This is a genomic window from Modicisalibacter xianhensis (genome assembly GCF_900113605.1).
GTDB lineage: Bacteria > Pseudomonadota > Gammaproteobacteria > Pseudomonadales > Halomonadaceae > Modicisalibacter > Modicisalibacter xianhensis.
This window is the reverse complement of the sequence record NZ_FOPY01000006.1, coordinates 148,416-169,356: the sequence shown is the minus strand read 5'-3', so window position 1 is coordinate 169,356 and position 20,941 is coordinate 148,416. Positions and strand designations below refer to the sequence as shown.

The window sequence follows — 20,941 nt, the reverse complement described above, 5'->3', positions numbered from 1 at the left end:
TCGACAAGCCATTGATCGGTGGAAACGGGTAAGCTTACCAGCGTTTGCCAGCACCTCCCTGCGAAACGATGTCGCATGGGGCCGCCACGTGAGGAGATGACATGACCGGCGTCGAGAGCGCCCTGGGGCCACTGTTCCTGCTGATTCTGCTGGGTGCCGTACTTGGCACGTGTCGCTTTCCCGGCGACGGGTTCTGGCCGCCGCTCGAGCGCCTGATCTACTTCGTGCTGTTTCCTGCCATGCTGGTGTCCACGCTGGCCACGGCCAATGTCGCCGAGGTGCCGGTGGTTCGCGTCGCCCTGGCCCTGTTGGGCAGCATGACCCTGTTCGCCCTGCTGCTCTGGCGCTGGCGCGCGCGCCTCGGTCTCGAGGCGGCAGCCTTTACCTCGGTTTTCCAGGGCGCACTGCGTTTCAATACGTATGTCGGGGTGGCCGGCGCCGCAGCGCTGCATGGGTCGGCCGGTGCCACGGTGGCTGCAGTGGCGGTGGCGCTGATGGTCCCGGTAGTCAACGTGTTCTGCGTGGCAAGCTTCGTGGCGGCCGGCACGTTGGGCTCATCGAGTGTCGGCAAGAGCCTCACCGCACTGATACGCAACCCCTTGATCCTGGCCTGTGTCGTCGGCATTGCGCTCAATCTCAGCGATATCGGCCTGCCCGGCTGGAGTGGCGATGCCATTACGCTGCTGGGGCGCGCGGCACTGCCCATGGGACTGGTCGCAGTAGGCGTTGCGTTGCGCCCTCGTGCGCTGATGCGCCTAGACCGTGGCGTCTTGAGCGCCAACCTGATCAAGCTGGCACTGATGCCTGCTTTGGTCCTGGGCTTGGGCATCCTGCTGGGGCTCGATGACGTGAGCCGGGATGTGGCTCTGCTCTTTGCCGCACTGCCGACCGCGACATCGGCCTATATCCTGGCACGCCAATTGGGTGGCGATGCCGAGCTGATGGCTGCGCTGATCACCGGACAAACCCTGCTGGCCATGTTGACTCTGCCGGCCTGGCTAGCCCTGGCGGGATAAAGGCGAATAAAAAATATTCTCGTTTACCTTGACGGGACAAATGAGAATGATTTACTTTGAAGTTGTGGCGCTCGCCAGGCGCTACTTTCCATCGCAGAGAATACTGTACGCGCGGTATTCCCTGCCATGGTTATCTCCTCATCAAGCTAGTCACGGTCTTTGCCGCTCCCCTTGGAGCGGCTTTCTTTTGGCATCACCTTTCTGTGTACCGCCAGGCTCGCTCCTTGCACTCTCTCGCTCCATAAAAAGTTAGCGTTGCCGCTTGACGACGTTAATGATAATGATTATCTTTTATTTGCGATGTCGCGAGACATCGCACTCCATCGGCGAGAAGTCAGGTTCCCGCTAATGGTTTCTCCTCATCAAGCTAGTCACGGTCCTTGCCGCTCCTCTTGGAGCGGCTTTCTTTTGCCATTGATGTTTTCATCTCACGATCGGTATACCGCGTGAAACAAAAGAGCCGCTCCAAGGGAGCGGCTCCTGAGCGCCTGTGCGTATGGCTTTCATTCACTGCGACGGTAAATCAGATCCCACACACCATGTCCCAGCCGGGCGCCGCGATGCTCGAACTTGGTCAAGGGCCGAAACTCAGGTCTCGGCACGTAGGGACCCTCGGACGAGGTATTGCGGAAACCGGGCGCCTCGGCCATGACCTCGGCCATATGTTCGGCATAGGCTTCCCAGTCGGTCGCCATGTGCAGCGTACCGCCAGGCTTGAGGCGCGTGCGTACCAGTTCCACGAAGGCCGGCTGCACGATACGCCGCTTGTGGTGCTTCTTCTTCGGCCACGGGTCGGGGAAGAATAGCTGCAGGCCGTCGAGACTGGCCTCGGGCAGGCAGCGCGTCAGCACTTCCAGGGCATCGTCACGATAGACGCGCAGGTTGGTCAGCCCGCGCTTGTCAACCTCGTCGAGCAGCTTGCCCACCCCGGGCGCGTGCACTTCGATGCCGATGAAATCGGTATCGGGGTGCGTCTCGGCCTGCTCGATCAATGAGGCGCCCATGCCGAAGCCGATCTCCACCACGCGCGGTGCGCGGCGGCCGAATACCGCATCGAGGTCCAGCAGGCCGTCCTCGAGCTTGAGCCCCAGCTGCGGCCAGACCTCGTCCAGGCCACGCTGCTGGGCTGCCGTCATGCGACCGGCACGCAGCACATAGCTCTTGATGCCGCGCCGCGGAGGCTCGGCCACGGTGGAAGTATCCTGCCCCGGGTCGTCGGCGTTCAAACGGTCATTGTTCATGCAACGGTCTTGAGTCTCTCGAAGGTTCAGCGGTTGATGCGTCCAGCCATCGGCGACGATGCCTCGGCACGCTGGCGGCGCGGCATGCGCTCGGCGAGGAACGCCTCACGTCCGGCCTCGATGGCCTTGCGCATGGCGCGGGCCATGAGTACCGGCTGGCGGGCATGGGCGATTGCCGAGTTCATCAATACGCCGGCACAGCCCATTTCCATGGCCAGCGCGGCGTCTGATGCGGTACCGATGCCGGCATCGACCAGCACCGGGACGTTGGCGTTTTCGAGGATGATCGCCAGGCTGGCCGGGTTGAGCAGGCCATGCCCGGAGCCGATCAGCGAGCCCAGCGGCATGACCGCGCTGCAGCCGATCTTCTCGAGTTCCTTGGCGACGATGGGGTCGTCACTGGTGTAGACCATCACATCGAAGCCATCGCGCACCAGTTCCTCGGCGGCCTTGAGCGTCTCGACCACGTTGGGGTACAGCGTGTTGTCGTCACCCAGCACCTCGAGCTTGACCAGGTTGTGGCCGTCCAGCAGTTCGCGCGCCAGCTTGCAGGTGCGCACCGCATCCTTGGCGGTATAACAGCCGGCAGTGTTGGGCAGAAGGGTATAGCGTTGGGGCGGTACGGCATCGAGCAGGTTGGGCTCGTCGGCGTTCTGGCCGAGATTGGTGCGCCGCACCGCGAAAGTCACGATCTCGGCACCGCTGGCCTCGATGGCGGCGGAAGTCTCGTCCAGATCCTTGTACTTGCCGGTACCGACCAGCAGGCGCGAGGTGAACTCGCGTCCGGCAACGTGCCAGGGCTGGTCACCGGGGATGTCCATGCGTTCTGACATTGGCGTCTCCAGAAAAGGCGCTGACGGGTCCGCGTCGGACCTGCCGATCCCGCAGGCGGGGTGGCCGGAGCGGCGGAACACAGCATGAATGGTTTACACGGGGCAGCGTGCCTAGCCACCACCGATGGCGTGCACGATTTCCACGCGGTCACCTTCGGCCAGGCGAGTCTCGGCGTGCTGACTGCGCGGAACGATCTCTTCGTTGACCTCGACGGCGATACGCCGGCCGGTCAGGCCCAGGGAAGCGATGAGCTCGCTGATCGTCGGCTCGCCGTCAAGGGCGCGAGGATCGCCGTTTAGCTGAATCTGCATGGCAGCCTCATCGTTCGGGAAGGCAGACCCGCCATCAGGCGGGCCCCTAGTTTAACGCCAAATGCCTCAGCGGACATCCTTCGGCGGCCAGACATCGGCATCGACCAGTTCCGGCCGCTTGAGCACCTTGGGGTCGAACACTGGCTCAGCGACACCCTCCCGGCGCTGGCGCTCGTAGTCACGCAGCACACGCAGGGCCACCGGCGCCAAGATGAGTATCGCGAACAGGTTGGTGGTCGCCATCAGGCCCATGGACAGGTCGGCGAAGCGCCACACGAACTCGAGGTTGGCCAGCGCACCGATCATGACCATGCCCAGCACGGCCAGGCGAAGAATCTGTACGGCCTTGCGTGCATGATGGCGGAACAGGTACTCGACGTTGACCGCCGCAAACGAGAAATTGGCGATGATCGAGGTGAAGGCGAACAGCAGAATGGCAATGGCGATGAATATCTCGCCGAAGCCACCCAGATGGTCGACCATGGCATCCTGAGTGAGCTTGATACCCTCGATCGAGTCACCGGCCGAGGTGCTCAGCAGCCGCTCGTAGACCCCCGAAAGCAGGATTACCACGGCAGTGCAGGTGCAGATCACCAAGGTGTCGACGAACACGCCGAAGGATTGCACGAGCCCTTGGGCGGCGGGATGCTTGACCGTCGCCTGGGCGGCGGCGTTAGGCGCCGAGCCCATGCCGGCTTCGTTGGAGAACAAGCCGCGCTTGATGCCGTTCTCCATTGCCGCCTTGATGGCATAGCCGGCCGCGCCGCCGACCGCCGGGCCGAAGCCGAAGGCGCTCTTGACGATCAGTGCCAGCATGTCGGGCACGGCGGTAATGTTGGCAAACAGGATCCACAGCGCTACCAGCAGGTAGGCGATGGCCATGAACGGCACGATCAGCTCGGCGGTCCGTGCCACGGACTTGAGGCCGCCGTAGATGACCAGCGCGACCACCCCGACGAGCACCAGCCCGGTCAACCAGTCGGGAATACCGAACGCCCCGGACATGCCCTGGGCAATGGTGTTGGACTGCGCGGCATTGAAAGCCAGGCCATAGGCAATTAGCAGAAAAATTGCGAACAGCGATCCCAGCCAGCGCCAGCCCAGGCTACGTTCGATGTAGTAGGCCGGACCGCCACGGAACACGCCGTCCTCGTTGCGATGCTTGTAGACCTGGGCCAGGGTCGACTCGACGAAGGCCGTGGCGAACCCGACCAGCGCGGTCATCCACATCCAGAAGATCGCCCCGGGGCCGCCGACCCACAGGGCAATCGCCACCCCGGCCAGGTTGCCCGTGCCCACGCGGGCCGCCAGCGACGTGGCAAATGCCTGGAAGCCGCTGACACCCTCCCCTGCGCCACGCGCGGAGATCGTGACACGTGCCATGTGGCCGAACAGGCGAAACTGCATGCCGCGGGTCAGGATCGTGAACAGCAGGCCGGCCCCCAGCAGCAGGTAGACGAGAATGTAGCTCCAGATAAAATCGCTGATGGGCGTCATCACCGCATACATGCCGTCGCGCAGCGGGGCGAACAGCGAGGCAAGGGCTTCCATGGGTCGAATCTCCTGTCGTCGTCATTGGGCCGGTCTTGCACCTCGATGGTGCACGGTGCCGCAAGGGCAGGCATGATAGCGGCGCGGCACGCCTGGCGAAATGCCAAGCATGCAAATCGTTTTGAGCTGACACACAGTCAGCGTAGCAGTCGGGAGGCAAGTTCATGCGACAGCGTCCAGCCTGGATCGCCATGGCCCTGAGCGGCCTGATCATGGTGATGGCCGGCGCATTCGGCGCCCACGGCCTGGAGGGGCGCGTCTCGGCGTCGTTGCTCGAGGCGTTCGAGACGGGAGTACGCTATCAGGCATGGCACACCCTGGCGATTCTCGGTGTGCTCATCTGGCACCAGCAGATGCCGCTCAAGGGGCAGCCACTCGTGCTGTGGCTATGGGGAGCGGGTATCGTGCTGTTCTCGGGCTCGCTCTACCTGCTGGCCCTGACGGGCATACGCGGCATCGGCATGGTCACACCGCTGGGCGGAGTATTACTGATGGTCGGCTGGCTGGCCCTGGCCGTGGCGGCCTGGCGGGCCCGCCCCTGACCGCCCAGGCCGGAGGGTATCCCGACGAGGAGCTCAGTCGTCTTCCTCGTCGCGGTCCGGAATCGCATAGGTCGCGGTGACGATGGCCACCGGTTCGTCGTCGCCGGCCGTAAACAGTTCCACCTCGCCGACCGCCAGTCGCCGCCCCAGCTTGACGATGCGGGCATTGGCGATCAGGTCGCGGTCGCCGCGGGCACGCCGCAGGAAATGGCAGTTGAGATCGGTGGTCACGGCCATCGCCTCCGGGCCGATCTGGGCGAGGATCGCCACGTACAGGCACACATCGGCCAGCCCCATCATGCTCGGCCCCGAGACGCACGCACCCGGCCGCAAGTGTTCGTCCTCGATGGCCAGACTCATGGTGGCGCGCATATCGCCGACGCCTTCGATGGTCCCCTGACGATGCGGAAAGACCTCATCGAGAAACTCCTCGATGGCGGCGGCGGTCATGACGGTCATGCGGTGCTTCTCCCTGCGTGACGAACGGGTGGGTACGGGCTCGTGGGTAACGATAGCGTAAGCGTCAGGCGCAGCACAGCCGCCAAGCGTTTTGCCATACGAAAAATGCCCCGCCGAAGCGGGGCATTCTACTGAGTTGTCTGCCTGGTGTACGGTAATCAGGCGTGCTTCGCCTTGTGTACCGCGCGCCAGTGGTGCAACAGCGGCTCGGTGTATCCGGAAGGCTGCTCGCGCCCCTTGAAGATCAGGTCCGAGGCGGCCTGGAAGGCCGTGGATTCACTGAGGTGCGAGGTCATCGGCACATAGTTGGCGTCGCCCTCGTTCTGCTTGTCGACCACGCCAGCCATGCGCTCCAGCGTCTCGCGCACCTGCGCCTCGGTCACCACGCCATGGTACAGCCAGTTGGCGATGTGCTGGCTGGAGATACGCAGTGTGGCGCGATCCTCCATCAGGCCCACATCGTGGATATCGGGCACCTTGGACGCCCCCACACCCTGCTCGACCCAGCGCACCACGTAACCGAGGATACCCTGGCAGTTGTTGTCGAGTTCCTGCTGGAGCTCGTCGGCTGACCAATCGGCCCGTTCGACCACCGGCACGCTGAGCAGGTCGTCAAGCAGATCGGCTTCGCCCTGGCGCTCCATTTCCTGCTGCAGCGCCGCGACATCGATCTGGTGGTAATGCAGCGCGTGCAGCACCGCAGCGGTCGGCGACGGCACCCAGGCGGTATTGGCGCCAGACTTGGGATGGCCGATCTTCTGCTCGAGCATGGCCGCCATCAGGTCAGGCATGGCCCACATGCCCTTGCCGATCTGGGCGCGGCCGCGCAGGCCGCAGGCCAGGCCGACCTGGACGTTATTCTTTTCGTAGGCGGCGATCCACTTGGCGCCCTTCATGTCGCCCTTGCGCAGCATCGGGCCGGCTTCCATGGCGGTGTGCATCTCGTCGCCGGTGCGGTCGAGGAAACCGGTGTTGATGAACACGACGCGCGAGGAGGCCTCGTTGATACAGGCCTTGAGGTTGACGGTGGTACGCCGTTCCTCGTCCATGATGCCCATCTTCAGGGTATCGCGCTCCAGTCCCAGTACGTCCTCGATACGCCCGAACAGGGTATTGGCGAAAGCGACTTCCCTGGGCCCGTGCATCTTGGGCTTGACGATATAGATCGATCCGCTGCGACTGTTGGTCTTCTGGGTGCCGGTCGCTCCGCCCTTCTTGAGGTCGTGCATGGCGATCAGGCTGGTGACGATGCCGTCGAGCATGCCTTCGGGGATCTCATCGCCGTTGCCGTCGAGGATCGCCGGCGTAGTCATTAGATGGCCAACGTTGCGCACGAACATCAGCGAACGGCCCGGCAGGGTGCGCGTGCTGCCATCGGGCGTAGTGTAGCTGCGGTCATCATGGAGACGACGCATGAACGCCTTGCCGCCCTTGCTGACCTCTTCCTCGAGGTCGCCCTGCATCAGGCCCAGCCAGTTGCGGTAGACGTGGACCTTGTCCTCGGCATCCACGGCAGCCACCGAGTCTTCGCAATCCATGATGGTGGTGATCGCGGCTTCCACCAGCACGTCCTTGACGCCGGCCGGGTCGGTCTTGCCGATCGGGTGGGTGTCGTCGAACTGCACTTCGAGATGCAGGCCATGGTTGGTCAGCAGAATCGCCTGCGGCTGGGCGGCATCGCCCTGGAAGCCGACCATTTGGGCCGGGTCCTTGAGGCCAGTTTCCTGCCCCCCTTCGAGGCCAACGACCAGCTTGCCGTCACGCAGGGTATAGCTGACGGCATCCTTGTGCGAGCCTTCGGCCAGCGGAGCGGCCTGATCCAGCACGCCACGCGCATAGGCAATGACCTTGGCACCGCGCTTGGGATTGTAGTCGCCACTCTTCTCGGCGCCATCATCCTCGCTGATGGCGTCGGTGCCGTAGAGCGCGTCGTACAAGCTGCCCCAACGCGCGTTGGCGGCATTCAGGGCATAGCGCGCATTGCTGACCGGCACCACCAGTTGCGGCCCGGCCTGCACGGCGATCTCGGGGTCGACGTTGCGGGTCGTCGTCTCGACCTTGGCCGGTGCCTCGACCAGGTAACCGATCTGCTTGAGAAACTCGCGATAGCCGGCCAGGTCGCGCACCGGTCCCGGGTGTGCCTTGTGCCAGGCATCAAGTTCGCCCTGCAGGCGATCGCGCTCGGCGAGCAGCTCCCGGTTGGTGGGGGCGAGATCGTGAATCAGGGCGTCGAGCCCGGTCCAGAAGGCATCGACATCTACACCGGTGCCGGGCAAGGCTTCTTCATTGAGGAAGCGGTCGAGCTCGGCGGCCACCTGGAGACGATGGCGAGAGATGCGTTGAGTCATGGAAATCCTCTCCTGCTGCGCTGCTGTCTAACGATGCGATCCTTCCAACGATAGACGATTCGTTATGGTTGCCACGTTTATGGAAATGACTTCCATATAATAACCAAATTGGAAGAAAATTGTGTACCGCTCGACCAATGACTAAGAAAGCCGTTGATGCTCGGGGTGTCGTGTTCATCAGTAAAGCGGGCTAGCATGAAGACGTACAGGGAGAACGCGATGACCGATTTCGCACCGTTGCAAGCACTTGGGCCGCTGGCCCCGGTGGGCGAATCCCAGGCCTCAGCCCTGGTGGATTACCTCGATCACTATCGTCTGGCCCCGCTGCTCAAGGAAGAGGTGGGCCTGCATGTCGGCTTCATCGATGCCGAAGGCTACCGCCTCTGGGCCCAGGTGTGGTCGCCGGAAGCACCACGTGGCACGGCGTTCGTGGTGCATGGCTACTTCGATCACCTGGGACTTTACCGTCACCTGCTGGAGCGCTTGCTCGGCCAGGGCTGGCGGGTAGTACTCTGGGACCTGCCCGGCCATGGCCTGTCCAGCGGCGAGCGTGCCACCATCGACGATTTCGAGGAGTACGGCGCCTGCCTGCAGGCACTGCAGAATCACCTGTCAGCCCGCGACATGGCGCCGGGGCCGTGGATCGGGGTCGGCCAGAGCACAGGGGCGGCAATTCTCGCCACCGATGCGCTCGGTCGAGGTTCGTCCGCGCCCTGGCAAGCGCTGGTCCTGCTGGCGCCGCTGGTCCGGCCGTGGGGCTGGCCACAATCGAACTGGCTGCATCGCCTGGCCAGTCCGTTCATCCGCTCGATTCCCCGCAAGTACCGCGCCAATTCCACCGACGACGATTTCGCCACCTTCCTGCGCGAGCACGACCCGCTGCAACCCGATCGCCTGACGCTGACCTGGGTCGCGGCCATGCGCCGCTGGATGGCGCACATGCTGGCCCTGCCCTCGAGTGACCTGCCGGTGCTGATCCTGCAGGGTGAGCAGGACCTGACCGTGGACTGGCAATGGAACCTGGAAGTGCTGACCAGCAAGTTTCCCCAGGCCCGTATCCATCGTCACCCCGAGGCCCGACATCATCTGGTCAACGAGGCGGCGCCCATCCGCGACCTGCTGTTCGAAGAGCTCGACGCGTTTCTGGACGACCTGGCGTGCCCCAGCGGGCCCGTACCCTCCCCTTTCTCGTCACCGTCGACCACGCTATGAGCCGTCGCCTGAAATTCCTGATCGCTGTCCTGACACTCACCCTATCAGCCTGTGCCGGCCAGCCGGAGCGTCCGCAGACACAGCGTCAGGCGCTCTACGGCTTGGGCGAGCGCGCCGCCGAGGCGGCCGCCACCCAGCCCACCTGGTCGGGCCCAACCGAGGAAGTCGTGCTGTTGCTGGCGCTACCCGAGATCGACAGCGACCTGGGCGTCGACACCGAGCGCTTTCGCGAGACGCTGACCCGTGCCCTTCTCGCCCGCGAGGAGGGCCCCCAGGTTCTGGACTGGACTCCGACGATGGCCGAGGCCCGACTACCCGACAACCAGTGGCTGCTGGAGAGCCGCTTGCGTGCCGAGGGGCCAGCCTTGATCCTGTCGGACCGCGAGTTGCTGCCCTATCGTCTGGAATTGGCCTTGCGCCGGCCGGGCGATGCGGCACCGCACTGGACCCAGGTCATCAGCGGTGCACTGGATGCCAGCGCCCTGTAGCGTGGCGCACCCGGGCTTTGCATGTCGCGGTCCAGCCGCCACAATGGCCGTTCATCCGCCAGACCGCGAGGACCGCCATGCCCCGCTACGCTCGCCACCTCTACCGCGACGGCCCGCATAACCCCTTTCCGGGCATCAAGGCCCTGGAGCGCCGCCTGGGGCGCGCCATCCCGTATCAACTGGGCTCCAACGAGGGGCTGGACATGCCGCACCGCGCCCTGTCGGCGCGCTTTGGCAATGCCGTGGCCGAACTGGCCCGGGGCTATGGCGATGCACAGGCGCTAGGCGTGCGCCAGCGGCTGTCGGCAGCGCTTGACACGCCACTGGACGCCTTGCTGGTCGATGCCGGCGCCGACAGCCTGATCGCCCTGGCGCTGCGCGCCACCTGCGAGCCGGGGGCCGCCGTCGTGGCCAGCGCCGGTACCTATCCCACGTTCGGCTATTTCGCGCTGGGCCAAGGCTGCGTGATGCATGAGGTGGCCTACCGTGACGCACCGGGGCTGCTGGCACCCGACCTGGAGGCACTGGCCGAGGCGGCGAATGAGCAATCGGCGCGGCTGGTCTATCTGGCCAACCCCGACAACCCGAGCGGGCACCTGCATGACGATGCCGCCATCCAGCGCCTGCGCGAAGCACTGCCCGAGACGTGTACGCTGCTGCTCGACGAGGCCTACCACGACTTCCGTCCCGATGCCGGTTCCGCCTCCGCTGGCGCGGCCTGGCCCGGCGTGATTCGCCTGCGTACCCTGTCCAAGGCCCACGGCCTGGCCGGCCTGCGTATCGGTTATGCGATTGCCGAGCCCGAGGCCGTCGAGATCATGCACAAGGTGAGGATTCACTACGCGGTATCGTCGCTGGCGCTGGCTGCCGCCGAGACGGTGCTGGATCATCCCGACGAGACGCGCGAGCATATCGATGCAGTGATCGCACGCCGCGAGCGTCTGGCCGACTGGCTACGCGAGTTGGGCGCCGATGTGCCCACCAGCGATACCAACTTCGTGGCCGTGCGCCTGTCCGAGGCCGACACAGCCGCCCGCGTGCACCGTGAGCTTCTCGAGGCCGGCAGCCTCATCCATCGGCCACCGCACCCGGCGCTGGGCCATGTGCTGCGCATCAGTGCCGTGGAAGACGCCCTGCGCCCCGGCCGGTTGACCGCACTGGAGCGGGCCCTGGCCGAGTGAGCGGCGCTAGCCGGAGGCCGCTCCACCGAAGATCACCATGACGACCCCGGCCACATAGAGCCCGATGATGGCCATGCTCTCGAAGCCGATATGGCCAGGCCCATGCTTCTCGCGACGAATCAGGCCCATGATCAGCACACCGGTCATGACCATCGAGATCGCCACCCATAATAGCGTCTCGTCGGAAACGGCGTGATAGACCGAGCCCTGGCGGTAGGCGACGTCCGACATGGCGGTGAACAGCGTATCGTAGGCATTGCCGCCGATGATCCCGCCCACGGCAAGCGTCAGGGCGCCACGCCGTACCGCGGCGACCGACGTTACCAGTTCCGGCAACGAGGTAACGACCGAGGTCAGCAAGACGCCCACCGCCACTTGGCCCAGCCCCGTCTCCTGGGCAATCACCGTGGCCGAACGCTGCAGCAGCCACCCCGACACGCCAAGGATCAGCGCCATGGTCAGGAAGGCGATCCACAGCGAGACTAATGAACGCTGCTGGGCCTGTTCATCGGGTACATCCTCGCGGGTCTCGCGCGTGCGCGCCGGCTGCCACATGGGAGCGGCCTGGGCCTTGTCGACGATGTGCAGGCCGTAGATATAACCCACGACCAGAATCGGCGTGATGGGATGAACGCTCCAGAACGTCCACTCGGGGGAGAAGGTTCCGATCAGCACCAGTCCCAGCATGCAGACCAGCAGCGAACCCTGCATCATGTTGCCGATGGAGGCCGCGGCATGCTCGAGGTTGACCCGGCGCAGGAACATATCGGCCACGGTCAGGAACAGGGTCTGTACGGCAATCCCGCCTACCGCGTTGCTGACCGCGAGTTCGGCCTGGCCTTCCAGGCTGGCAGTGATCGACAGCACACTGCCCGATAGCGACGTGGTCGCCCCCAACAGCAGGGCGCCGGCAATCGCCTCGCCCAGACCGGTCCGGTCGGCAAGATCGTCGACCACATGGGTGAGGCGGGTACCGACCACGCCGATGATCAGCGCACAGGCACAGAACAGGCCGATACTCCAGGGTAGCGGCAGGCTTTCGAGAGACACAGGCATGGCTTGGGCTCACCGTGGGTCGTGGGGTGCGTCCGGGAAACGCGGCGGATGCGCCGCCAGGTAGGCGCGGCTGGCGCGCAGCACGGCGCGGTCGTTGAAGCGTGCCCCGACCAGTTGACAACCGATAGGCAGGCCTTCCTCACTGAACCCACACGGCAATGAGGCAGCCGGCTGGCGCGTCAGATTGAACGGGTAGGTGAACGGCGTCCAATCCATCCAGTCGCTCATGCCACGCCCTTCCGGCACTTCCTGACCGGCCGCGAACGGCAGCACGGCGACGCTGGGCATCAGGAACAGGTCGAAGCGATTGCGAAAGCTCGCTTCGAAACGCGCCGTCAGCATGGCGCGCGCTTCCTGGGCGGCATGCACATCGTTGGCATTGAGGGATTCGCCGCGCCAGGCATTCTTCATCAGACCTTCGCTGATCTGGCGACGCTCGCTCTCGGTCATCTGGCTGCACAGGCGCCAACTGGTGGAGTACCACAGGATCTTGAAGGCTTCACCCGCCTCGTGAAGGTCCAGGTCATCGGGTACGACTTCGGCGCCGAGCGCCTCGAACTGCCTGGCGGCACGTTCGATGGCCTTGGTGACCTGAGGGTCGACGCCGACGCGCTCGGCCCGGGTGATCAAACCGATACGCATGCCTTCCAGCGGTGCGTGTGTCCCCTCGCCCCAGTCGTCCGGTGCAGCATCGACCGCGTAGCTGTCACGCGAGTCGTAGCGCCCCACCACGTTGAGCATGCGGATCGCATCGTCGACGGTGCGGGTGATCGGCCCCAGGTGCGACATCGACGGCAGGGAGCAGGGTGGCCACTGCGGCACCAGCCCGAAGGTCGGCTTGAAGCCGAAGGTGCCGGTAAACGAGGCCGGAATCCGGATCGAGCCGCCCGAATCCCCGCCCTGGTGCATCACGCCCAGGTTGAGCGCACACGCCGCGGCAGCACCGCCCGACGACCCGCCTGGGGTCAGTCGCGTATCCCAAGGGTTGCGGGTCACCCCGGTAAGCGGACTATCGGTGACGCCCTTCCAGCCGAACTCGGGGGTGGTGGTCTTGCCAAGGATGATGGCCCCGGCCTCGCGCATCATGCGCGCCGGTGGGCCGTCCTCCTCGCAGGGTGCAGGGTCGGAAATCAGCGTCCCCTCACGGGCTGGCATGCCGCGTACGCGCGTCAGGTCCTTCATGGTGACCGGCAGGCCGTCCACCAACCCCAGCGGCTTGCCGGCGCGCCAGCGCGTCTCGGCCTCGCGCGCTGCGGCCAGCGCCCCCTCGTGATCGACATGGCAGAATGCATTGATGGCCGGGTTGTCGCGGTCGATCCTGGCCAGCGTATCCTCGATGACTTCCACGGGCGAGAGTCGCCCGGCCGCGTAAGCGTCGATCAGGGTGGCGGCATCCATCGCGGCAATCCGGGATTCCCTGTTGTCCATCGTGCCTCCTTGGCTTCGCTGATGTCTCTTACATACCGGCAACGGCCTTTGGCGTTTCGTTCCCTCCGCGCAGGCGATCCAGCTGGCGGTAGCCGATGGCTTCCATCAATTGCGGGCGCGATGGACGCGGCTCGCCGGCCAGGTCGGCCAAGGTCAAGGCCACCCGCAGCACCCGGTGATAGGCCCGGGCCGACAGCTTCAGCCGTGTCAGCACGTCAGCCAGCCAGGCCCGCTCTTCCGTGGTCAGGGCACAGGCGGCTTCCAGCTCGCGCCCGGGCAGGCGGGCGTTGAGTGCACCACGCTGGCGCTGGCGCTCACGGGCAGCCAGTACCCGCTCACGCACCGTGGCCGAGCTTTCGCCGAGGGTCGGCGAGGTCAGTTGCTCGGGCGGCAGGGCTGGTACTTCGACCTGCAGGTCGATGCGGTCGAGCAGGGGGCCGGACAGCTTGGCCTGGTAGCGTTGTACCTGGGCCGGGGTGCATACGCAGGGCTGGCGGGGATCGCCCAGATGGCCGCACGGGCACGGATTCATGGCGGCAACGAGCTGGAAGCGCGCCGGAAAACAGCGCTGGTGGCTGGCGCGGGCGATATGGATCTGCCCCGACTCCAGCGGCTCGCGCATCACTTCCAGAACACCGCGATCGAATTGCGGCAGCTCGTCGAGAAACAGCACGCCGTGATGCGCCAGCGAGATCTCGCCGGGCCGCGGTTTCGAGCCGCCACCGACCAGGGCGACACCGCTGGCGGTATGGTGCGGCGAGCGGAAAGGGCGCTCGCCCCAGCGATCGAGCAGGCCCATGCCGCACACCGAGCGGATGGCCGCGACCTCCAGCGCCTCGTCATGCGACAGCGGCGGCAGGATGCCGGGCAGGCGACTGGCCAGCATGGTCTTGCCGGTCCCTGGCGGGCCAGCGAAAAGCAGGTTATGGCCGCCAGCGGCAGCGACTTCGAGAGCGCGACGCGCCTGATGCTGGCCACGTACCTCGGCCAGATCGTGCGTGGTGCGCTCCGGCAAGCTCGGGCTGCTGAGGCGATGCTGGGCCAGGCGATCCTGGCCCAGCAGGTGAGCGACAACCTGAGAGAGATGCTCGGCCGGGAATACCGCCAGCTCACCGGCCAGAGCGGCCTCGTCGGCGTTGGCTGCCGGCAACAGCAGTCCCCGGCCGGCAACCTTGGCGGCCAGCGCCACCGGCAGCGCACCATTGATGGAACGCAATCGCCCGTCCAGGGCCAGCTCGCCCAGGCATTCGAGGCCTTCCAGGGCTGCAGCAGGAATCTGCTCGGAGGCCACCAGAATACCCAGGGCGATGGGCAGGTCGAAGCGCCCGCCTTCCTTGGGCAGGTCGGCAGGCGCCAGGTTGATGGTAATGCGCCGGGTATTGGGAAATTCGAAACCGGCATTGAGCAGGGCACTGCGCACCCGTTCGCGACTTTCGCGGACGGCCGTCTCGGGCAGGCCCACCAGGGTCAGCCCCGGTAGGCCGTTGGACAGATGGACCTCGACCAGGACTTCCGGGGCTTCAAGTCCCAGCCCCGCCCGGGTGGCAATGATGGCTAGCGCCATGGCTCTCCCTCGCCAGATGGCTCCCTGATCGTTCGCGCCGGGCAAGCGGAGCGTGGAGCCCAGAATGAATGGGTTCGGTGAATGCACCGAGTTTGGGCGCGCTCCGCCGATCAGTTACGGCGTCTTGTCGCCACCGGTCCCTTGATCGGTCCGCTTGCTGTCGATGCCGCTGGGCTGGCTCGCTGTACCCCCTTCTGCCTCTTCGGCGGGTGGCGCAGCAGTATCGGCCGCTACCACGGCGGGCGATGCCGGCGTGGCAGACTGGGCATCTACCGCGGCCTCCAGTGCCGCGACCTGGCGCTCGAGCGCCTCGACGCGCGACCGGGTGCGCTGTAACACGTCCATGAGGATATCGAAATCTTCGCGAGATACCAGTTCCATGCGGTCGAAGGCACCGCGCATGACACTCTGCACGCTGCGCTGGATCTCTTCGGGAGCGTGGGAAGCTTCCTGAAGACGTTCGCCGATCTGTTGGGCCAGGCGACTGAACCGGTCGTTGCTTGCCATCGAATGGGCTCCTTTCGAGTGAACTGCCTCAAGCATACGCAAGGACGCCGACTGACGCATGCGCAATCCTGGCGCAAAGCCTGAAAGCCCCGGCACCAGCATGGTGCACCTGAATTTTCACTTATGCCCCGATCTTGACCACCCCTTGCCAGACACCGCCCTAACCGATTGATTGAACGAAAAATAATTTCGCATGGCATGGCGTTCGCCAGTCTAGCAAGGCGCAGTCCGACAATGGAGACAAGGGATGAAACTCATCACCGCCATAATAAAGCCATTCAAGCTGGACGATGTCAGAGAGGCACTCGCCGACAATGGCGTTCAGGGCATCACCGTGACCGAGGTGAAAGGCTTCGGTCGGCAGAAGGGTCACACCGAACTCTATCGCGGCGCCGAATACGTCGTGGATTTCCTGCCCAAGGTGAAGGTCGAGATCGCCGTGGACGACGATCGTGTCGAAGGCGTGCTGGATGCCATCACCCGGTCCGCCAACAGCGGCAAGATCGGTGACGGCAAGGTGTTCGTCACGCCACTCGAGGATGTGATCCGCATTCGCACCGGCGAACGTGGGCCCGACGCCGTCTAAAGGCGCTGGACTTAGGAGAAAATAACGATGACAGAGCTCAACTACGCGCTCGATACATTCTACTTCCTCATCTGCGGCGTGCTGGTCATGTGGATGGCCGCCGGCTTCGCGATGCTGGAAGCAGGCTTGGTACGCTCGAAGAACACCGCAGAAATCCTGACCAAGAACATCGTGCTGTTTGCCATCGCCTGTACGATGTATCTGCTGGTCGGCTACTACATCATGTATTCCAGTGATGCCGGCGGCATCCTGCCCAACCTCGGGTTCCTGCTGGGTGGCGAGAACACCGTCGATGCCGTACTCAACGGCGGCGAAGACGCCCCCTATTACTCCGCCCGCGCCGACTTCTTCTTCCAGGTGGTGTTCGTGGCGACCGCCATGTCCATTGTCTCCGGTGCCGTGGCCGAGCGCATGAAGCTGTGGGCCTTCCTGGCCTTCGCCGTGGTCATGACCGGCGTCATCTACCCGGTGGAAGGCTTCTGGACCTGGGGCGGCGGCTGGCTGTCAGAGGTCGGCTATTCCGATTATGCCGGCTCCGGCATCGTTCACCTCGCCGGTGCCGCCGCTGCGCTGGCCGGCGTGCTGGTCCTCGGCCCTCGCAAGGACAAGTACGGCAAGAACGGCGCCATCTATGCGATTCCCGGTGCCAACATGCCGCTGGCCACGCTGGGCACTTTCATCCTGTGGATGGGCTGGTTCGGCTTCAATGGCGGCTCAGAGTTGAAGGTGTCCGACGTCTCTTCCGCCAACAACATGGCCCAGGTTCTGCTCAACACCAATGCCGCGGCTGCCGGCGGTGTCATCGCTGCACTGATCCTGGCCAAGATCTGGTTCCGCAAGGCGGACCTGACCATGGCTCTGAACGGCGCAATCGCCGGCCTGGTATCGATCACTGCCGATCCGCTGTCCCCGACCGGCCTGGGCGCAACCCTCATCGGTGCCATCGGTGGCCTGCTCGTGGTGGTTTCCATCGTCACCCTGGACAAGCTGAAGATCGACGATCCGGTGGGTGCCATCTCCGCCCACGGCGTGGTCGGCATCTGGGGCGTGATCGTGGTGCCCTTCACCAACGGCGACGCCAGCTTCGGTGCCCAGTTGATCGGCATCATCGGTATCTTTGCATGGGTCTTCATCGCCAGCCTGATCGTGTGGCTTATCATCAAGGCGATCATGGGTGTTCGGGTCAGCGAAGAGGAAGAATACGAGGGGGTCGACCTGGCCGAGTGCGGCCTGGAGGCCTATCCCGAGTTTACTGTCGGCAGCAACAAGTAAGGCCGACCCTACGAGTGAGCTGGCGTGCTCCCCTGGCCCCCTTCGGGGGGGCTTTTTTATTCCTTGGACGAGCGGGTGTATGCTTGAAAGCAGAATCCCCTTAACGGCGATCGGTGGTCCCGGTCGCTCCAGACAATAGGCTGCGAGGAAGCAACGATGAAACTGGTGACCGCTATCATCAAGCCGTTCAAGCTCGACGATGTCCGTGAGTCGCTCTCCGATATCGGCGTGCAGGGCATCACCGTCACCGAGGTCAAGGGCTTTGGCCGGCAAAAGGGCCATACCGAGCTGTACCGGGGAGCCGAGTACGTGGTCGACTTCCTGCCCAAGGTAAAGCTCGAAGTCGCCGTGGACGATGCGCTGACCGACCAGGTCATCGAGGCCATCACCCAAGTCGCCAATACCGGCAAGATCGGCGACGGCAAGATCTTCATCTCTCCGCTGGAGCAGGTCATCCGTATCCGTACCGGCGAAACCGGCAAGGACGCCGTTTAAACGCCCTGACCCCGACATGAAAAACCCACGGCCCGTGCCGTGGGTTTTTCTCGTTTGACTCAAACGTAGGCGAGCGGCCTGGTTATTTTTCCACGAAGGCCCGCTCGATGACGTAATCCCCCGGCTCGCCCATGCGCGGCGAGATCTTGAAGCCGAAGTCGTCGAGCATGGCGCTGGTTTCGTCGAGCATCGCCGGGCTGCCGCAGATCATGGCGCGATCCTGCTTCGGATCGAGTGCCGGCAGGCCGGTGTCCTCGAACAGCTTGCCGCTACGCATGTGGTCGGTCAGACGGCCCATGGTGTGGAACTCTTCGCGGGTCACGGTCGGGTAGTAGACCAGCTTCTCGCTGATTTCCTCACCCAGATACTCGTGGGCCGGCAGCTCCTTGGTGATGAAATCGGCATACGCCAACTCGCTGACGGTACGTACGCCATGAATCAGCACGACCTTCTCGAAGCGCTCGTAGACTTCCGGATCCTGGATCAGGCTCATGAACGGCGCCAGGCCGGTACCGGTCGACAGCATGTACAGGTTGCGCCCAGGGAGCAGATCGTCGGTCACCAGCGTGCCGGTCGGCTTGCGGCTGACCATGATCTGGTCGCCGACCTTGAGATGCTGCAGACGCGAGGTCAACGGGCCATCGGGCACCTTGATGCTGAAGAACTCGAGGTGATCCTCGTAGTTGGGGCTGGCGACCGAGTAGGCACGTACCAGCGGCTTGCCCTCGACTTCCAGGCCGATCATCACGAACTGGCCGTTCTTGAACCGCAGGCTGCGCTCGCGCGTGGTGCGGAAACTGAATAGCGTGTCGTTCCAGTGATGAACGCTGAGGACCTCTTCCAGGGCAAACTTGCTCATGACGATCTCCCGTATTTATTCCCAAAGCGCATAAAGCAGCGCGCCAAGTCGATACATGCATTCTAAGTTGCCGACGCTTATCTGTTAAATGGATTGTCTGGATAAGGCTTATCTGTAATCCTGATATACACGCCCTGCCGGAGCCTGACATGCGCTACAGCCTGCGCCAGCTCGAAGTCTTCGTCGCCGTTGCCCAGCACGAGAGTGTCTCGCGCGCTGCACGCGCCCTGGCTCTGTCCCAGTCGGCAACCAGTACCGCCCTGGCGGAGCTCGAACGCCAGTTCGATTGCCAACTCCTCGACCGCATCGGCAAACGACTCAAGCTCAACGCGCTGGGTTTCCAGCTGTTGCCCAAGGCGGTCGCCCTGCTCGACCGTGCCGAGGAGATCGAGGAGCTGTTGCGCGGCCAGCGCGGTATCGGCTCACTGGACGTGGGCGCCACGCTGACCATCGGCAACTACCTGGCGACGCTGTTGATCAGTGATTTCATGCAGCGCCATCCCGGCAGCCGGGTGCGATTGCATGTGCGTAACACGGCCTCGATTATCGAGCATATCGTCCAGCACGAGCTTGACCTGGGTCTGATCGAAGGCGATTGCCAGCATGAAGATGTGGTGATGCAGCCTTGGGTCGAGGACGAGCTCACGGTGTTCTGCTCACCCCGCCATCCGCTCGCGCAAGCCGGCGACGTGGGCCTCGATCAGCTGTTGCGCGAGTCGTGGATCATGCGCGAACAGGGCTCGGGGACACGGCTAACGCTGGAGCATGCCATGCGCCACCGGCGCGGACGCTTCAACATCCTGCTCGAGCTGGAGCATACCGAAGGCATCAAGCGGGCCGTCGAATCGGGGCTGGGCATCGGCTGCGTCTCGCGTCTGGCGCTGCGTGACGCCTTCCGGCGCGGCAGCCTGGTGCCGGTCGTCACTCCACAGCTCGACCTGCGCCGTCAGTTCAGCTTCATCTGGCATCGCCACAAGTACCTGGCCACCGGCCTGCGTGAATTCGTGCGCCTGTGCCAGCAGATGACTGAGGGCATCCGTCGCAGCGACGAGATCGAGTTGCCTTACGTTCCCTAGAGAGCAGGCGCATCAAGACAACGGCCCGGAATTCCGGGCCGTTGAGGTAGGGTTCAGCCGTCAGGCATCGTCTCGACTAAGTGCCCGTGTCGCTGAAGGCTGGGCCGGTGCTGGCAGCGCCATATCGGTGTGTTGCCCATTCCGGGGCGCCAGGTTGAAGGCGCCGACGACCTGGGTCAGTCTCACCGCCTGTTCCTCGAGCCGGTCTGCCGCCGCCGTGGATTCCTCGACCAGCGCGGCGTTCTGCTGGGTCATGCGATCCAGCTCGGCAACGGCCTGGTTGACCTGGCCAATGCCCTGGCTCTGCTCCTTGGTGGCGGCACTGATCTCGCAAAGCACATCGGAGACCCGCGCCACGCTGGCGACGATCTCGTCCATGGTCTCGCCGGCGCGGCGTACCAGTGCCGCACCGGCACGGGTCTTGGCCGCCGACGTATCGATCAGTTCCTTGATCTGGCGCGCGGCGTCGGCGCTGCGGCTGGCCAGTTGACGCACCTCGCCGGCCACCACCGCGAAACCGCGCCCCTGTTCGCCGGCACGCGCGGCTTCCACCGAAGCGTTGAGCGCCAGCAGGTTGGTCTGGAAGGCGATGCCGTCCATCAGCGTGACGATCTCGGCGATCTGGCGTGACGAGGCATCGATGTCGTCCATGGTGTTTACGACCTGCGACACCACCTCGCCGCCGCGCGAGGCGACTTCCGAGGCCGACTGCGACAGCTGGTTGGCCTGGCGCGTCGATTCGGCGGTGTGCTCGACGGTGCTGGTCAGCTGTTCCATCGAGGCCGAGGTTTCCTGCAGGTTGGAGGCCGCCGTCTCGGTGCGCGACGACAGGTCCTGGCTGCCCTGGGTAATCTCGCCTGCCGCCACGCTGACCGATTCGCTGCTGTCGCGCACGTCGAGCAGCACGTCGTTCAT

Annotated in this window: 21 protein-coding genes; 9 read left to right on the top strand and 12 right to left on the bottom strand. The window is 64.5% G+C overall.

Features of this window, described 5'->3' with window-relative positions; genetic code table 11:
• Nucleotides 1–101: 101 nt before the first annotated feature.
• A complete protein-coding gene (locus tag BM194_RS08765) occupies nucleotides 102–1,016 on the top strand; it encodes an AEC family transporter (RefSeq protein ID WP_092845800.1) in 915 nt (304 codons plus the stop codon).
• A gap of 503 nt (nucleotides 1,017–1,519) precedes the next feature.
• Here BM194_RS08765 and trmB read toward each other — a convergent pair.
• The 4 genes from trmB to BM194_RS08745 all read right to left on the bottom strand — a co-directional run bounded on the left by trmB (nucleotide 1,520) and on the right by BM194_RS08745 (nucleotide 4,953).
• Nucleotides 1,520–2,257, bottom strand: a complete 738-nt coding sequence (gene trmB, locus BM194_RS08760) for a tRNA (guanosine(46)-N7)-methyltransferase TrmB (RefSeq protein WP_092845798.1) — start codon at nucleotides 2,255–2,257, stop codon at nucleotides 1,520–1,522.
• Between the two features lie 26 nt (nucleotides 2,258–2,283).
• Nucleotides 2,284–3,090: a thiazole synthase gene (locus tag BM194_RS08755; protein WP_092845796.1), complete on the bottom strand. Its 807-nt coding sequence runs from the start codon at nucleotides 3,088–3,090 to the stop codon at nucleotides 2,284–2,286.
• 111 nt (nucleotides 3,091–3,201) lie between these two features.
• Nucleotides 3,202–3,402: a sulfur carrier protein ThiS gene (gene thiS / locus BM194_RS08750; protein ID WP_092845794.1), complete on the bottom strand. Its 201-nt coding sequence runs from the start codon at nucleotides 3,400–3,402 to the stop codon at nucleotides 3,202–3,204.
• 66 nt (nucleotides 3,403–3,468) lie between these two features.
• Nucleotides 3,469–4,953, bottom strand: a complete 1,485-nt coding sequence (locus tag BM194_RS08745; protein ID WP_092845792.1) for an alanine/glycine:cation symporter family protein — start codon at nucleotides 4,951–4,953, stop codon at nucleotides 3,469–3,471.
• A gap of 164 nt (nucleotides 4,954–5,117) precedes the next feature.
• Between BM194_RS08745 and BM194_RS08740 the strand changes: the two genes are divergently transcribed.
• A complete protein-coding gene (locus tag BM194_RS08740) occupies nucleotides 5,118–5,495 on the top strand; it encodes a DUF423 domain-containing protein (protein ID WP_092845790.1) in 378 nt (125 codons plus the stop codon).
• Nucleotides 5,496–5,528: 33 nt separating this feature from the next.
• Here BM194_RS08740 and BM194_RS08735 read toward each other — a convergent pair whose 3' ends face one another.
• Both BM194_RS08735 and BM194_RS08730 read right to left on the bottom strand, forming a co-directional pair.
• Entirely contained in the window at nucleotides 5,529–5,954 is a 426-nt protein-coding gene (locus tag BM194_RS08735; protein ID WP_092845788.1) for a PaaI family thioesterase, read from the bottom strand.
• A gap of 158 nt (nucleotides 5,955–6,112) precedes the next feature.
• Complete coding sequence (locus BM194_RS08730; RefSeq protein ID WP_092845786.1) at nucleotides 6,113–8,302, bottom strand: malate synthase G; 2,190 nt, start codon at nucleotides 8,300–8,302, stop codon at nucleotides 6,113–6,115.
• Nucleotides 8,303–8,521: 219 nt separating this feature from the next.
• On the opposite strand from BM194_RS08730, the gene BM194_RS08725 reads away from it, so the two are divergent.
• The 3 genes from BM194_RS08725 (at nucleotide 8,522) to BM194_RS08715 (ending at nucleotide 11,183) form a co-directional block, all read left to right on the top strand.
• On the top strand, nucleotides 8,522–9,514 hold the full coding sequence (locus BM194_RS08725; protein ID WP_092845784.1) for an alpha/beta hydrolase: 993 nt from the start codon (nucleotides 8,522–8,524) through the stop codon (nucleotides 9,512–9,514).
• The gene (locus BM194_RS08720) at nucleotides 9,511–10,002 is read left to right on the top strand and encodes a hypothetical protein (protein WP_092845782.1); all 492 of its coding nucleotides are present in this window, start codon (nucleotides 9,511–9,513) and stop codon (nucleotides 10,000–10,002) included. The genes BM194_RS08725 and BM194_RS08720 overlap by 4 nt, the downstream gene beginning before the upstream one ends.
• 77 nt (nucleotides 10,003–10,079) lie before the next feature.
• Complete coding sequence (locus BM194_RS08715; RefSeq protein WP_092845780.1) at nucleotides 10,080–11,183, top strand: aminotransferase class I/II-fold pyridoxal phosphate-dependent enzyme; 1,104 nt, start codon at nucleotides 10,080–10,082, stop codon at nucleotides 11,181–11,183.
• Between the two features lie 6 nt (nucleotides 11,184–11,189).
• Here BM194_RS08715 and BM194_RS08710 read toward each other — a convergent pair whose 3' ends face one another.
• From BM194_RS08710 to BM194_RS08695, 4 genes are all read right to left on the bottom strand, one after another.
• A complete protein-coding gene (locus BM194_RS08710) occupies nucleotides 11,190–12,239 on the bottom strand; it encodes a sodium:calcium antiporter (RefSeq protein WP_092845778.1) in 1,050 nt (349 codons plus the stop codon).
• 9 nt (nucleotides 12,240–12,248) lie between these two features.
• Entirely contained in the window at nucleotides 12,249–13,667 is a 1,419-nt protein-coding gene (locus BM194_RS08705; RefSeq protein ID WP_092845776.1) for an amidase, read from the bottom strand.
• A 28-nt stretch (nucleotides 13,668–13,695) separates the two neighbouring features.
• Nucleotides 13,696–15,231: a YifB family Mg chelatase-like AAA ATPase gene (locus BM194_RS08700; RefSeq protein WP_092845774.1), complete on the bottom strand. Its 1,536-nt coding sequence runs from the start codon at nucleotides 15,229–15,231 to the stop codon at nucleotides 13,696–13,698.
• 114 nt (nucleotides 15,232–15,345) lie between these two features.
• Complete coding sequence (locus BM194_RS08695; protein WP_092845772.1) at nucleotides 15,346–15,738, bottom strand: accessory factor UbiK family protein; 393 nt, start codon at nucleotides 15,736–15,738, stop codon at nucleotides 15,346–15,348.
• A gap of 247 nt (nucleotides 15,739–15,985) precedes the next feature.
• Here BM194_RS08695 and BM194_RS08690 point away from each other — a divergent pair, with 247 nt between their 5' ends.
• From BM194_RS08690 to glnK, 3 genes are all read left to right on the top strand, one after another.
• Entirely contained in the window at nucleotides 15,986–16,324 is a 339-nt protein-coding gene (locus tag BM194_RS08690; RefSeq protein WP_092845770.1) for a P-II family nitrogen regulator, read from the top strand.
• A 27-nt stretch (nucleotides 16,325–16,351) separates the two neighbouring features.
• Nucleotides 16,352–17,596, top strand: a complete 1,245-nt coding sequence (locus tag BM194_RS08685) for an ammonium transporter (RefSeq protein ID WP_092845768.1) — start codon at nucleotides 16,352–16,354, stop codon at nucleotides 17,594–17,596.
• Between the two features lie 156 nt (nucleotides 17,597–17,752).
• Nucleotides 17,753–18,091 (top strand): P-II family nitrogen regulator, encoded by a 339-nt coding sequence (gene glnK / locus BM194_RS08680; RefSeq protein ID WP_019019171.1) that lies wholly within the window; start codon nucleotides 17,753–17,755, stop codon nucleotides 18,089–18,091.
• A gap of 82 nt (nucleotides 18,092–18,173) precedes the next feature.
• Here the strand turns inward: glnK and BM194_RS08675 are convergent, their stop codons facing one another.
• Entirely contained in the window at nucleotides 18,174–18,950 is a 777-nt protein-coding gene (locus BM194_RS08675) for a ferredoxin--NADP reductase (RefSeq protein ID WP_092845766.1), read from the bottom strand.
• A gap of 149 nt (nucleotides 18,951–19,099) precedes the next feature.
• Between BM194_RS08675 and BM194_RS08670 the strand changes: the two genes are divergently transcribed.
• Complete coding sequence (locus BM194_RS08670) at nucleotides 19,100–20,026, top strand: LysR family transcriptional regulator (protein WP_092845764.1); 927 nt, start codon at nucleotides 19,100–19,102, stop codon at nucleotides 20,024–20,026.
• A gap of 60 nt (nucleotides 20,027–20,086) precedes the next feature.
• Here BM194_RS08670 and BM194_RS20910 read toward each other — a convergent pair.
• Nucleotides 20,087–20,941: methyl-accepting chemotaxis protein (locus BM194_RS20910; protein ID WP_244890919.1), on the bottom strand; the 855-nt coding region annotated here is incomplete at its 5' end.

Bases quoted from the DNA above. Each gene is read 5' to 3' on its own strand.
- BM194_RS08755 (WP_092845796.1), bottom strand. From the start codon at position 3,090: ATGTCAGAACGCATGGACATCCCCGGTGACCAGCCCTGGCACGTTGCC.
- BM194_RS08675 (WP_092845766.1), bottom strand. From the start codon at position 18,950: ATGAGCAAGTTTGCCCTGGAAGAGGTCCTCAGCGTTCATCACTGGAAC.
- thiS (WP_092845794.1), bottom strand. From the start codon at position 3,402: ATGCAGATTCAGCTAAACGGCGATCCTCGCGCCCTTGACGGCGAGCCG.
- BM194_RS08735 (WP_092845788.1), bottom strand. From the start codon at position 5,954: ATGACCGTCATGACCGCCGCCGCCATCGAGGAGTTTCTCGATGAGGTC.
- BM194_RS08745 (WP_092845792.1), bottom strand. From the start codon at position 4,953: ATGGAAGCCCTTGCCTCGCTGTTCGCCCCGCTGCGCGACGGCATGTAT.
- BM194_RS08670 (WP_092845764.1), top strand. From the start codon at position 19,100: ATGCGCTACAGCCTGCGCCAGCTCGAAGTCTTCGTCGCCGTTGCCCAG.
- BM194_RS08705 (WP_092845776.1), bottom strand. From the start codon at position 13,667: ATGGACAACAGGGAATCCCGGATTGCCGCGATGGATGCCGCCACCCTG.
- BM194_RS08715 (WP_092845780.1), top strand. From the start codon at position 10,080: ATGCCCCGCTACGCTCGCCACCTCTACCGCGACGGCCCGCATAACCCC.
- glnK (WP_019019171.1), top strand. From the start codon at position 17,753: ATGAAACTGGTGACCGCTATCATCAAGCCGTTCAAGCTCGACGATGTC.
- BM194_RS08765 (WP_092845800.1), top strand. From the start codon at position 102: ATGACCGGCGTCGAGAGCGCCCTGGGGCCACTGTTCCTGCTGATTCTG.
- BM194_RS08700 (WP_092845774.1), bottom strand. From the start codon at position 15,231: ATGGCGCTAGCCATCATTGCCACCCGGGCGGGGCTGGGACTTGAAGCC.
- BM194_RS08740 (WP_092845790.1), top strand. From the start codon at position 5,118: ATGCGACAGCGTCCAGCCTGGATCGCCATGGCCCTGAGCGGCCTGATC.
- BM194_RS08730 (WP_092845786.1), bottom strand. From the start codon at position 8,302: ATGACTCAACGCATCTCTCGCCATCGTCTCCAGGTGGCCGCCGAGCTC.
- BM194_RS08725 (WP_092845784.1), top strand. From the start codon at position 8,522: ATGACCGATTTCGCACCGTTGCAAGCACTTGGGCCGCTGGCCCCGGTG.
- trmB (WP_092845798.1), bottom strand. From the start codon at position 2,257: ATGAACAATGACCGTTTGAACGCCGACGACCCGGGGCAGGATACTTCC.
- BM194_RS08710 (WP_092845778.1), bottom strand. From the start codon at position 12,239: ATGCCTGTGTCTCTCGAAAGCCTGCCGCTACCCTGGAGTATCGGCCTG.
- BM194_RS08690 (WP_092845770.1), top strand. From the start codon at position 15,986: ATGAAACTCATCACCGCCATAATAAAGCCATTCAAGCTGGACGATGTC.
- BM194_RS08695 (WP_092845772.1), bottom strand. From the start codon at position 15,738: ATGGCAAGCAACGACCGGTTCAGTCGCCTGGCCCAACAGATCGGCGAA.
- BM194_RS08720 (WP_092845782.1), top strand. From the start codon at position 9,511: ATGAGCCGTCGCCTGAAATTCCTGATCGCTGTCCTGACACTCACCCTA.
- BM194_RS08685 (WP_092845768.1), top strand. From the start codon at position 16,352: ATGACAGAGCTCAACTACGCGCTCGATACATTCTACTTCCTCATCTGC.